The organism is Rhodococcus sp. 05-2254-6, from assembly GCF_002258565.1.
Classification (GTDB): Bacteria; Actinomycetota; Actinomycetes; order Mycobacteriales; family Mycobacteriaceae; genus Rhodococcoides.
The window spans coordinates 1-12418 of record NZ_NOZF01000177.1 but is presented as its reverse complement, the minus strand read 5'-3'; the positions used below and the strand labels follow the sequence as shown (position 1 = coordinate 12418).

Below are 12418 nucleotides of genomic sequence, written 5' to 3'. Positions count from 1 at the left end.
AGTTCGGCACCGACCTGCTCGACGGCCTGGTCGAAGGTGATGTTCTCGTCGTGGTCGCCCAGTTCCGCTTTGGACGCGGGGGTGAAGATCGCCTCGCTGAGCTTGCTGGATTCCACGAGCCCCGGCGGAAGTTCGACGCCGCACACCTTTCCCGTCGCGTTGTAATCCGCCAGCCCGGAACCGGTGAGGTACCCGCGCGCGACGCATTCGATCGGAACCATGTTCAGCTTCTTCACCACCAGGGCGCGGCCGACCAATTCGGCGGGGATGCGTTCGTCGAGCGGATCGCCTGCCAGATGGTTGACGCCGCCGAGCTCCTCGAAGAAGAACACGCTCATCGCCGTCAACACGCGTCCCTTGTCCGGGATCGGGGTGTCGAGAATGTGGTCGTAGGCCGAGATTCGGTCGCTCGCGACGAGCAACAGATGCGCGTCGTCGATCGTGTACAGATCGCGGACCTTGCCGCCGGCCAGATGCTCGTAGCTACTCAGTGATGGTCGCACGGTGTTCAACACTATCTGGGCCGGTGGCGGCGGGGCGGTCGGCAGGCATCAGACTGGTAGCCGTGGCAACGAACAACTCGACATCGGAAGTCGGATTCCGCTCCGAACGCGGGCCGATACTGATTGCGTTGATGCTCAGCACGTCGCTGGTAGCCCTGGACGCGACCATCATCGCCACGGCGGTGCTGTCCATCGTCGACGACCTGGGCGGCTTCACGCAGTTTCCGTGGCTGTTCTCCATCTATCTTCTGGCACAGGCAGTATCGGTGCCGCTGTACGGAAAACTGGCCGACCTGTTCGGCCGCAAGAAGATCATGCTGTTCGGCATCGCGGTGTTTCTGCTCGGCTCGATACTCTGCGGCCTGGCCTGGAGCATGCCCGCCCTGATCGCCTTCCGAGCAGTTCAGGGTCTCGGCGCGGGTGCCGTGCAGCCCATGGGCATCACCATCGCCGGCGATATCTACACGCTGGCCGAGCGCGCCAAGGTGCAGGGCTACCTGGCCAGCGTATGGGCGATGTCCTCGGTGCTCGGGCCCGCGCTCGGCGGAATTTTCTCCGAATACCTGTCGTGGCGCTGGATCTTCTTCGTCAACATTCCGTTGTGCGCGCTGGCCGCGGGGATGCTGTGGCGCAAGTTCGACGAGGGAGCCGTGGAACGCACCAGGCCCAAGATCGACTACCTCGGTGCCGTGCTGCTGACGGTGGGCGCAGCCCTGGTGCTGCTGGGACTGCTCGAGGGCGGACAGTCCTGGGCATGGAACTCCCCCGTCAGCATCGCCATCTTCGCCGCCGGAGTCTCCTTGCTCGCCGCTTTCGCAGTGGTTCAGACCAGGGTCGAGGAGCCGATCCTGCCACTGTGGGTGTTCACCCGTCGTGTCCTGGTGGTCAGCAGTTTCATCTCGCTGCTCGTCGGTGCGTTGATCCTCGGCCTGACGTCCTACGTTCCGACGTTCGTGCAGGGCGTGCTCGGCACCGGCGCGATCGTCGCCGGCTTCGCGCTGTCGACCCTCACGCTCGGCTGGCCCATCGCGGCATCACTCTCCGGGCGGGTGTACCTCCGGTTCGGTTTCCGCACCACAGCACTGATCGGTGCCTCCATCGCGGTCGTCGGAGCGGCATTCGCCACCGGCCTCGGTGCCGGTTCACAGGTGTGGCAGGTGGGTGCGGTGTGCTTCGTCATAGGCCTCGGTATGGGCCTGATCGCCAGCCCCACCCTCATCGCCGCCCAGTCGAGCGTCGAATGGTCCGAGCGCGGCGTCGCCACCTCGACCAACATGTTCGCCCGCTCCATCGGCAGTGCAGTCGGGGTCGCGGTGTTCGGTGCCATCGTCAACTCACGCATCTCCGACGATCCGAGCCCCGAACAACTGTCCGACGCCATCCATCCGGTCTTTCTGGGTGTCCTGGCGGCGGCAGCGGTGATGGCCGTCGCGGCACTGTTCATGCCCAAACGTGCGAAGGAACCGACCCGATAGCTCTCAACTCACCTGACGCGGAAACCAGTGCACCGGAGACGTCACGGACACCTCGACGGCGGTACCGGGGGCAAATCGGTCGGCGGTTCGGGCGATGGCCCGAAGCCGCAGCCCGGTGTCGTAGTGCCGCAGAGTGACCGAGGATTCGGGGCCGGTGAAGAACTCGTGTTCGACGAAAAATGCGCCGTCCTTGCGTTCCGAGACCACCAATTGCTCGGGCCTGAGCAACGCCTGCCCGTTTCCCGTTGCTCGGGTGGTGGACTCGAGACGGCCGAGGACGGTGTCGACGTGGCCACCCCGCGCTACGGCGTCGACGAAGTAGGCGTCGCCCACGAACCGCGCGACGGCGGGTGTGGCGGGCCGCTCGTAGACCTCCCGCGGTGTGTCGATCTGGGCGCAGCGACCACCCAGCAGCACGGCCACCCGATCGGCTGTTCCGAGTGCCTCGGCCCGGTCGTGGGTGACGAGGATCGACGCGGTCTTGCTGGACTGCAACAACTCTCGAACGTCCTGTCGAATGGAGGTACGCAGCCCCGCGTCGAGCGCGGCGAACGGCTCGTCCATCAACACCACCGACGGAGCCGGTGCCAGCGCACGCGCCAACGCGATGCGCTGCTGCTGACCGCCCGAGAGTTCGCTGGGCTTCACCCCACCGGAATCGGGTAGTCCGACGAGTTCGAGCATCTCGTCGACGCGTCGTGCGCGCTCGTCGCGACCGGACAGGTAGGGCCGCAGAAACCCTGCACGCAAACCGAATTCGATGTTCCTTCGTACCGTCAGGTGTGGAAACAGTCCACCTTCCTGTGGCATCAGGCCTATGCCCCGCTTCTCCGGTGGCACCTGAATCTGCCCCGCCACCGAGATGTCCCGTCCGTCGGAGGTGATCCGGCCCGCGTCGATGCGGTGCAGTCCCGCGATCGATCGCAACAGGGTCGTCTTGCCGCAGCCGGAAGGGCCGAGGACGGCAAGCATTTCGCCGTCACCGAGGTCGAGATCGATACCGTGCAGCACCGCCGTACTGCCGTACGAGGCGACGAGACCGGAAATCACCATGCTCATGGCAGTGCTACTCGCTTCCGCGTCGTGCGTCCCAACGCTCGTGTCAGAACGACCGTCGGGACCACCGAGATCAGGATCAGGGCCAGGGCGTAGGGAGCAGCCTCGCCGTATCGGAACGCCTCGGTGGTGGACCACAGCGTGGTCGCGAGCGTGTCTACTCCCCGCGGCCGCAGCATCAACGTCGCAGGCAGTTCCTTGGCGACGGTCAGAAAGACCAGAGCGGCCCCGGCGGCGATGCCGGGCGCGGCGATAGGGATCGTCACGCGAAGATCGGTACGCAGCCGGCCCGCGCCGAGGGTTCGTGAAACATCCTCGAGGACAACGGGAGTGGCGTCGACGACAGCTCTGGTGCTGCCTACGGCCAACGGCAGGAACAGCACCACGTAGGCCAGTACCAGCAGAACGGCCGTCTGATAGAACGACGGCAGGAACCGGATTCCGAGAAAGACCGTGGCGAGTCCGACGGTGATTCCCGGCAGCCCGTGCGCGATGTAGGTGGACAGCTCGGCACCGCGAGCGGCCCTCGACGTGGATCGGGCCGCGAACAGCGCGACCGGCAACGCGAGCACGGCCACCACCACCGCGGCGGTCGCGGAGTACTGGACGGTCTTGGCGGTGACGGCCAGCACGTCCACCCAGTCGACGGTGAAGCGCAGCGATCGACTCAGCCACCGCGCCAGGGCCAGAATCGGTACCAGCACCGAAACACCGAGGGCAGCAACGACTACGGCCAGAGCGGGTACGCGCCACCGGCCCAGAACGACAGGCTCGGCCATCCGGTCGGTTCCCGATCCCACCCTCGCCGTGGCACCGCGTCGGGCACGCCGTTCGAGGAGGGTGAGCACCAACGCACCCACCACGAGGACCAGCCCGAGAACAGCGGCCGCGGTGCGATCGAGTCCCCCGCGGTACGCACTGTAGATGCCGAGCGTGAACGCGTCGTATCGCATCAGAGCCACCGCTCCGAAATCACTGATGGTGTACAGCGCGACCAGCAGTGCGCCCGCTGCCGCGGCCGGAACGACGCGACGGCACTCGACGGTCAGCGCCGTGCGCACTGCGCCTCGACCGAGGGTTCGCGAGACCTCGGCCAACGAGGGGTCCGCGGTGGCGAACGCCGCGGACACCGGCAGCATCACCAGCGGGAAGCAGGACAACGTGAGCACGAGAGCTGCACCGGAAAAGCCTGCCAACGAGGGGAATTCGGCGATCCACAGGTACCCCGAGACGTAGGACGGGATGGCGAGTGGAGCTGCGAGGACCATGGCGAAGAAGCGTCGCCCCGGCAGATCGGTACGGACGGTCAGCCACGCCAGCAGCGTCCCGACCACGACCGACGCGAGGAGCACGGTGATCGTCAGTGTTGCCGTACGAATGGCGAGGTCGAGTGTGCGCTGTCGCAGGAGCAGTCGCAGCACCTTCTCGGTTCCGCCGTCGAACGCTCGAACGAACAGGTAGACCAGGGGTGTCAGCGTCAGCGCTCCCACGCACAACGCGGTCGTCCCGAGAACGGGACGACCGCCGAAGTGGCGCCGCCGAAGCGGCTGAAGTGCAGACGCGAGCACCCGACTAGATGATTCCGACGTCGGTGAGGAGGGTCTGCGTGGCCTCGAGCGACGAGAGCTGACCGAGATCGAGATCGGTCGAGCCCAGCTCGGACAGTGGCGGCAGGTCGTAGTCCGAGGTGACTCCGTCGATGACGGGGTATTCGGCGGTCTCGTTCGCGAAGTACGTCTGCGATTCGGTCGAGAGCAACTCGCGCACGAAATCGAATGCTGCTTCCTGGTTGTCCGAGGCGGCCAGCACACCGGCACCGGCGACGTTGATCAGCGCGCCGGGGTCACCGGGCTCGAAGTAGTGCAGCTCGACCGGGGCGTCGTCGCCGTTCTCTTCCTTGAAGGGGTACCAGTAGTAGTGGTTGAGCAGGCCGGTGGCCACCTGTCCGTCGTTGACGGCGGTCAGCAGCGGGCCGTTGCCCTCGAAGGCGACGGGCTCGTTGGCGACGAATCCTTCGAGCCAGGTGCGAGCACCGTCCTCGCCGCGCTGCACGCGCAGGGCGGTGACGAAGGCCTGGAACGACGCGTTGGTCGGTGCGTAGCCGATCTGTCCGCGCCAGCGCGGGTCGAGCAGTCCGTCGATACCGGTGGGCAGGTCTGCGGCCTGCACCGAATCGGAGTTGTAGGCCAGCACGCGGGCTCGCGCCGAGGTGGCGACCCAGGTGCCGTCGGCACCGCGGTACTGCTCGGGAACGAGGGAGAGGATGTCCTCGGGCAGCGGCGCGAGAGCACCGGCCTCGTCGAGGGCACCGAGTGCGCCTGCGTCCTGACCGTAGAAGACGTCGGCCGGGGTGGCGTCGCCTTCCTCGAGGATCTTGGCGGCCTGGGCGTTGGTGTTGCCCGAGTAGTCGACCTCGATACTGCCACCGATGCGCTCGATCAGTGGGTCGACGAGCTCTTCACCGCGGCCGGAGTACACCACGAGTGAGGACTCTGCGGTGGCGGACTCGGAGGTGGACGTGCCTTCGTCGGAGGAGCCTTCCGAGCTGCATGCGACGAGACCGAGGGCGAGGGTTGCGCTGAACGAGAGCAGCGCCAGACGGCGAACGGTGAACACGGTTCTCCTGACGAAAACGGGTCATTCGGACAATTCGATGAAAGTACACCACAAAGGTGAGGCTCAGCTACTTTCCCTCCGGGATTGAACGGCCACAGGCCCGGGCACTCCCACTCCATGACCTCTCGTGTACTCGTCACCGGCGCCAGCATCGCCGGCCCGACCGTGGCGTTCTGGCTGGACCGAGCCGGCTTCGAGGTCACCGTCCTCGAACGCTCGCCGCACCTGCGACTGGGCGGCCAGAACATCGACGTCCGCGGCTCCGGCCGCGAGGTGCTGCGACGCATGGGTCTGGACGCGACCCTCCTCGCGAACGGCACCACCGAGAAGGGCACCCGATTCGTCGACGACGCCGACGCCACCATCGCGGCATTCCCGGCCGGCGACGGATCCCACGACGGCCCGACGGCGGAGTTGGAGATTCTGCGCGGCGAGTTCGCGCGGATTCTGGTCGAGTCCGCCGGCCCACGGACCGAGTATCGCTACGGCGATCGCGTCGTCGAGGCGACTCAGGATGCTGCCGGCGTCGATGTCACCTTCGCAACGGGCACAGCGGAGAGGTTCGACCTCGTTCTCTTCGCCGATGGAATACGTTCCAGCAGTAGAGAACTGGTGTTCGCCGGCGAGGCCGAGACCACCCCGGTCGGCTTGTACACCGCATACGGCGTACTGCCGAAGGGACCGAGCGACGACGGCTGGTGGCGATGGTACAACGCCCCCGGATCCCGAGTGGCCAATCTACGACCGGACAACCTCGGCACGACGCGATTCAGCCTGTCCTGGGTGTCCGACGACAGCGGCTACGAGGGCGCGTCCACCGAACGCGTGATCACCGCTCTGCGTTCGACGTTCGCCGACGTCGGTTGGGAAGTGCCCCGGATCCTGGACTCACTGGGACCGGATTCGGAGCTGTACGTCGACTATCTGGCGCAGGTGAAGGCCCCGCGCTGGTCGGACGGCAGAATCGGCATGCTCGGCGATGCCGCCTGGTGCGCAACGCCGTTGAGCGGCATGGGCACCACGTTGTCGGTCACCGGCGCGTACGTTCTCGCCGGCGAGCTCGCGCGGGCGAGCGATCATCGAGCGGGGTTCGAGGCCTTCGAGACGCGCATGCGTCCGTTCGTCGCTCAGGCTCAGAAACTCCCACCCGGCGTGCCTCGCGTCGCGCATCCGAAGACCTCGGTGGGAGTCGCCGCATTCCGCACCGCACTGCGGCTGGCCGGATCGAAGCCGGTACAGGCCGTGAGCAGCAAGTTCCTCGGTCCCGACGCGGCGACACTCGAGCTGCCGGACTACGAGTTCGACAACGCAGGTTAGAGCCCCACCCGCTCGAGCAGCGCATCGAATGCCTCGCTGGCTTCCTGCTCGGAGCGGCCGGACTCGATGACGCCGTTGTACACCGCGAGCGCCTCCTCCTGGTACTGCTTGTATTTCTCGAGCCACTTCTCGGAGTCGGCGCGCCAGTACCCGATGATGTCGAAATACGCGATGTCGTAGCCCAATTCCTTGCGGAAGTACTTGCGCACCCGCCGCGAGGACGACGCCTCGCCGGCGAACCACACGTAGCCGCGTCCGTCGGGCAGCGGGTACGCCAACGCCGCGTCGTCGAGAACGCTTGCGCTGTCGCCGTTTCCGGATCCGATGCGCCAGTCGAACGTGACGTCGGCCTTGGTCTCGAAGGATTGGATGTCGCCGCGTTCGAGAACCTCGACGATCGCGTGCGCACGCATTTCGGCGGGCAACTGCTCGACGAGTCGGCCGAGTGCGGGCAGCCCGGTCATGTCCGCGACCAACAGCAGCCATTCGACGTCGGCGGGCGGTGAATACCAGGATCGCGGCCGGGTGAACAGCACCGTCTGCCCCGGGACGGCCTGCTGCGCCCAGGTGGATGCGACACCGCCCTCGTGGGCGAAGAAGTCGATGGTCAGCTCACCGCGCTCCGGATCGAGACGGCGGATGGTGTAGTTGCGCCCTTCGGGAGCGTCGTCGAGACCGTGGAACCACCAGAACCCGTCGACCTCGGTCATCGGCGGCGGGATCGCCTCGCCTGCCCTGGGGAAATAGACTCCGACGCATTCGTCGGACACACCGAGCGTGCGGTAGCCGGCAACGTGCTCGCCGCCGAACGTCACGCGCACCATGTGCACCGTGAGTCGTTCCACTGCAACGACGTCGGCGTAGTAGTAACCACGCGGTTGTTCGTTCATCTTCGCCCTCGATACATATCTCGACGTGGCTCTCGAGAGAACCCGCAGGCCGACTCGGCAGCCATTCCTCCTCGATTCTAAACTAAGCCTTGCCTAGCCTGCGACCGCCCGCCTTGGGAATCACCAACGGTGTGTGCGATTCCGGGTCGTCGATGATGCGGCACGGCAGCCCGAAGACCGCCTCCACCAGCTCGGCGGTGACGACGTCGGCGGGCGCACCCTCGGTGACCACTGCGCCGTCCTTCATCGCGATGATGTGGTCGGCGTACCGGCAGGCGTGATTGAGGTCGTGCAGCACTGCGACCAGAGTGCGACCGTTCTCGCAGTTCAGAGTGGCCAACAGGTCGAGAAGCTCGATCTGGTGGGCGATGTCGAGAAAGGTCGTCGGCTCGTCCAACAACAGCAGCGGCGTCTGCTGCGCGAGAACCATTGCCACCCAGACGCGTTGCTGCTGACCGCCGGACAGTTCGTCCACCGGACGAGCGGACAGTGACGTCACTCCGGTCGAGTTCATGGCCTCGATCACCGCGGCCTCGTCTTCGGTCGACCACTGTCGGATCAGCTTCTGATGCGGATAGCGGCCCCGCGCAACCAGATCGGCCACCGAAATGCCGTCGGGTGCGATGGAGGTCTGCGGAAGCAGGCCGAGGCGTCGGGCAACTTCTTTCGCCGGATACGACGAAATCGCCTTCCCGTCCAGCAGAACGGTTCCACGAGAGGGCTTCAGCAGCCGCGAGAGTGCCCGCAGCAGAGTCGATTTACCGCAGGCGTTCGGTCCGACGATGACGGTGAACTTGCCGTCGGGAATTTCGACGGTCAGGTTCTCGCTGACGACGCTCTTGTCGTATCCGACCGTGATGTCGTCGGTGTGCAACCGAGGCTTCGTCACTGCTTCCTTCCTTCCCGCGCCAGCAACCACACGAAGTATGCGCCGCCGACCGATACGGTCACCACACCCACCGGGAGCTGCGTGGGAGCGAAGACGCGCTGTGCAACAACGTCGCTGACGACCAGCACCAGCGCTCCCATGCACGCGGCAGGCACCATCGCCACTGACGAGGTACCGGTGAGGCGGCGCGCCAACTGCGGCGCGGCGAGCGCGATGAACGAGATGGGCCCCGCGGCCGCGGTGACCATCGCGATCAGCGCAACTCCGAGGAACACCAGCATCAGACGGGTCGGCTCGGCGCGCACACCGAGCGCCCTGGCCGCATCGTCCCCCATCTCCAACATCGGCAGCCGACGCGAGAGCACCGCCAGGCACGACGCGATGACGATCGACACTGCCAGTACCGGTCCCACCTGCGACCACCCCAGCCCGTTGAGGGTGCCCGCACCCCAGACTGCGGCCGCGATCGCGTCGTCCAGGTCGGCCCTGATCACGAGCCAGGTGTTGACCGAGGCCAGGACGGCGCTGACGGCGATCCCGACGATGATCAGCCGAAAGCCCTGCACCCCGCGCCGGTACGCGAGCAGGTAGACCACCGCAGCCGTCGCGAGTCCGCCGACGAGCGCGCCCGCTCCGGTCCGGTAGTAGCCACCACCGAGAGCAAGGATGACGACAAGTGCGCCGGTGTAGGAACCGGTGGCGAATCCGATGATGTCCGGGCTGCCCAACGGATTTCGCGTCAAGGATTGAAAGACCGCACCCGATACGCCGAGGGCGGACCCGAACAGGAAAGCCAGCGCCACTCGGGGAAACCGCCACTCCATCACCACGATCTCGGTGAGGCGTGGCGCGTCGCCGAACACCGCGGCGAGCACCTCGTTCGGCGGAATGTAGAAGTCGCCGGTACCGACCGCGACGACGGAGACCACCACCGTCACGAGCAGCAAGGCCGCGCAGACGCCGACCGTTCGAATGTCGATGCGGCCGTCCACTCGATCCCGCACTCGCACGACCCGCAGCGTTCGGCCGAAATCGATGCCGCCGCCGCGTTGTTCACGGGTCACAGTCCGCTCGCCTTCTTGCGGCGAACCAGCAGGATCAGCACCGGTGCGCCGACGAACGCGGTCACGATGCCGACCTGCAATTCCCCCGGCCTGAGCACGACGCGTCCGACCACATCCGAGAGCAACAGCAAACCCGGTGCCGCGACCACCGTGTAGACCAGAATCCATCGTTGGTCCGGTCCGACGAACCACCGCACCATGTGCGGAATCATCAGTCCGACGAATCCGATGGGCCCGGCCGCGGCCGTCGCGGCACCGGCGAGCAGGGTGACTGCGACGACGCCGATGATTCGCGTACGAATCACGTTCGCCCCCAACGACTGGGCCAGATCGTCGCCGAGCGCGATCGCATTGAGAGGCCGAGCGATCAGGGCGGACAGGAACACTCCGAGCGCGATGAACGGGGCGACTTCGGACGCGATGTCCATACCTCGACCGGCCAACGACCCGGCTCCCCAGAACCTCATCCTGTCGAACGCATCGGGATCGAGCAGCAGCATGCCCGAGGTGATGCCGCCCAGTACAGCTCCGAGCGCAATTCCGGACAGCGTCAACCGAATCGGAGTGGCTCCCGCTCGCCCCAGCGCCCCCAGCGCGTACACCGCGATCGTGGCGACCACCGCGCCGGCGAACGCGAACCAGATGTAGGACCCGATGCCGGTGACACCGAGCACGCCGACGGCGATCGCAACGAAGAACGCCGCCCCGGCGTTGACACCGAGAATTCCCGGGTCGGCCAGCGGATTTCGCGTCATAGCCTGAATCAGCGCACCGGCCACCCCGAGAGCGACTCCCACGAGCAACCCCAGAACGGTACGCGGAAGCCGCAGTTCACGAACGATCACCGATTCGGTGGATCCGTCGGCGAAGAACAGACCGTGCCACACCTCGCCGATCGGGATGTACTCGGTTCCCACCGAGATGCTCACCAGGCACAGCGCCGCCAACACACCGGTGACGAAGAACAACCCCGCGGCCCGACGGGCATCGGTGCGAGCGAGACCACCGACTTCGGCCGGAACGCCTCGCTGTTCCGGCTCGTCGCCCACGCTCGTCCTCACCCGATTCACACCACCGATCGCACCCTCGCGCCCACAGCGGACTTCACGATCTCACCGCTGCGAACAGCGATGTTGGACAGCAACGACGAGGTCAGACCATGCGTGTGCTCGGTGCCGCCCTGCAGATAGATCGAACCCGCACTCGGTTCACGCGTCACGAGTCGGTAGTCACGCGTCACGCGAGGCCCACGGGAGTCGTATTCGACGTCGTCGAACAGCGGACCGAGGATCTCGGGTAGGTCGAGGGACGTGAAGCCTGTGGCATAGACGACAGCGTCGCACAGTATGTCCTCGGTCAGCCCCGTCGGGCCGTGCTCGACGGACACACGAACGCCCGACGGCTCCTCGGTGGCTCGGATCAACCGGGATGCTCCGTGCACGAACAACCGGCGCTTCCCGCTGACTCGCTCGGAGTACTCGCGTGCGTACAACTCCTCGATCAACGGCAGGTCGACGGCGGAGTAGTTGGTTCCGCGGTGATAGTGCAGTAGTTGCTCGCGCAGTGTGTGCGACGACGAATAGAAGTCGTCGACGGCCGTCGGATCGAAGATGCGATTGGCGTAGGGGCTGTCGTCGGCCGGGCTGTATCCGTACTTGCGCAACACCGCGTGCACCGACGCGTCGCTGTACGTCGAGTGCAGGTAGTCCACCACCTCGGCGGCACTCTGCCCGGCACCGACGACGACGAAGGTGCGATGCGTCCGCGACGGCAACCGATCGAGCTCGCCGAGAAGATCGTGGTTGTGGAACTGTCGCGCCGACGCCGTGACCCCGTCGGGCAGGGTGGCGGTCAGTCCTCCGGCGAGCACGATGTTACGTCCTCGCACGGTCCCGGTTCGCCGGCCCTCGGTGCGGACGCCGTAGCCGTCGCCGGTGTCGACGACGTCCAGCGCCCGGGTGCCGTAGTGCACGGTCACGTCGACTTTGCCTGCGGCCCAAGCCAGGTAGTCGTGGAACTCGAGCCGACTCGGGAAGAACGTCTGCAGATTGATGAAGTGATTGAGCCGACCCTGTTCCGACAGATACGCCAGAAAGCTGTATTCACTGCTGGCATTGCGTTGGGTCGCCAGGTCTTTGAGGAACGAGATCTGCATGGACGTCCCTGGCAACAGCATGCCGGGGTGCCAGGCGAACTCGTCCTTGGATTCGACGAAGCAGGCCGTCAATCGCTCTGCCGGCGAGCACATTCGATTGTGCTCTTCGATCGCGATGGCCAGGCCCAGATTCGAGGGCCCGAAGCCGACCCCGACGATGTCGTAGGTGCCGTCGGAAAAATCGTTGTGCGAGGTCATCGACGGACCCTCGCCGGCGTCACCCCGAATCTCGTCCGCAAGTAGAAGGAGACGCTCTATGCACCGCACCGAGCTCGGTGGAGCGATCCACCGTGTAGGCCTCGTTCATGCCGATCTGCACCTCGCCGGCCCCGCCGATGGAACCGCGGGGGCGAGCCGTCGATGACCTCGCACAACGATTTTTCCGACGGCACCTACGACATCGTCGGGGTCGGCTTCGGGCCCTCGAATCTGGGCCTGGCCATCGCGATCGAA

At 66.1% G+C, this 12418-nt stretch carries 11 protein-coding genes; 2 read left to right on the top strand and 9 right to left on the bottom strand.

The genetic code is table 11. The annotated features are described in order from the left end of the window. A partial coding sequence (locus CH256_RS24575; protein ID WP_306438726.1) for a phosphoribosylaminoimidazolesuccinocarboxamide synthase occupies positions 1–503 on the bottom strand: 503 nt, incomplete at its 3' end. Between the two features lie 62 nt (positions 504–565). On the opposite strand from CH256_RS24575, the gene CH256_RS24570 reads away from it, so the two are divergent. Next, positions 566–1978 (top strand): MDR family MFS transporter, encoded by a 1413-nt coding sequence (locus CH256_RS24570; RefSeq protein ID WP_068049860.1) that lies wholly within the window; start codon positions 566–568, stop codon positions 1976–1978. A gap of 3 nt (positions 1979–1981) precedes the next feature. Here CH256_RS24570 and CH256_RS24565 read toward each other — a convergent pair whose 3' ends face one another. The 3 genes from CH256_RS24565 to CH256_RS24555 are packed head-to-tail and all read right to left on the bottom strand — an operon-like array spanning position 1982 to position 5650. Then, entirely contained in the window at positions 1982–3037 is a 1056-nt protein-coding gene (locus tag CH256_RS24565; protein WP_094670983.1) for an ABC transporter ATP-binding protein, read from the bottom strand. Further along, complete coding sequence (locus CH256_RS24560; RefSeq protein ID WP_255183082.1) at positions 3034–4602, bottom strand: ABC transporter permease; 1569 nt, start codon at positions 4600–4602, stop codon at positions 3034–3036. Before CH256_RS24560 ends, CH256_RS24565 begins: the two co-directional genes overlap by 4 nt. 4 nt (positions 4603–4606) lie before the next feature. After that, positions 4607–5650 carry an iron ABC transporter substrate-binding protein gene (locus tag CH256_RS24555; protein ID WP_068055922.1) on the bottom strand — a complete coding sequence of 348 codons (1044 nt, stop codon included), beginning with the start codon at positions 5648–5650 and terminating at the stop codon, positions 4607–4609. Positions 5651–5767: 117 nt separating this feature from the next. On the opposite strand from CH256_RS24555, the gene CH256_RS24550 reads away from it, so the two are divergent. Beyond that, the gene (locus CH256_RS24550; protein ID WP_094670981.1) at positions 5768–6967 is read left to right on the top strand and encodes an FAD-dependent monooxygenase; all 1200 of its coding nucleotides are present in this window, start codon (positions 5768–5770) and stop codon (positions 6965–6967) included. On the opposite strand, the gene CH256_RS24545 is transcribed toward CH256_RS24550, so the two are convergent. From CH256_RS24545 to CH256_RS24525, 5 genes are all read right to left on the bottom strand, one after another. Further along, on the bottom strand, positions 6964–7857 hold the full coding sequence (locus CH256_RS24545) for a siderophore-interacting protein (RefSeq protein WP_094670979.1): 894 nt from the start codon (positions 7855–7857) through the stop codon (positions 6964–6966). The two genes, CH256_RS24550 and CH256_RS24545, sit on opposite strands and share 4 nt — an antisense overlap. Positions 7858–7939: 82 nt before the next feature. Continuing rightward, the gene (locus CH256_RS24540) at positions 7940–8746 is read right to left on the bottom strand and encodes an ABC transporter ATP-binding protein (protein WP_094670977.1); all 807 of its coding nucleotides are present in this window, start codon (positions 8744–8746) and stop codon (positions 7940–7942) included. Further along, positions 8743–9810, bottom strand: coding sequence for a FecCD family ABC transporter permease (locus CH256_RS24535; protein WP_094670975.1), 1068 nt, complete (start codon positions 9808–9810; stop codon positions 8743–8745). The genes CH256_RS24540 and CH256_RS24535 overlap by 4 nt, the downstream gene beginning before the upstream one ends. Then, complete coding sequence (locus CH256_RS24530) at positions 9807–10859, bottom strand: FecCD family ABC transporter permease (RefSeq protein ID WP_256989535.1); 1053 nt, start codon at positions 10857–10859, stop codon at positions 9807–9809. Before CH256_RS24530 ends, CH256_RS24535 begins: the two co-directional genes overlap by 4 nt. A gap of 17 nt (positions 10860–10876) precedes the next feature. After that, a complete protein-coding gene (locus CH256_RS24525) occupies positions 10877–12163 on the bottom strand; it encodes a lysine N(6)-hydroxylase/L-ornithine N(5)-oxygenase family protein (RefSeq protein WP_094670973.1) in 1287 nt (428 codons plus the stop codon). Positions 12164–12418 lie beyond the last annotated feature (255 nt).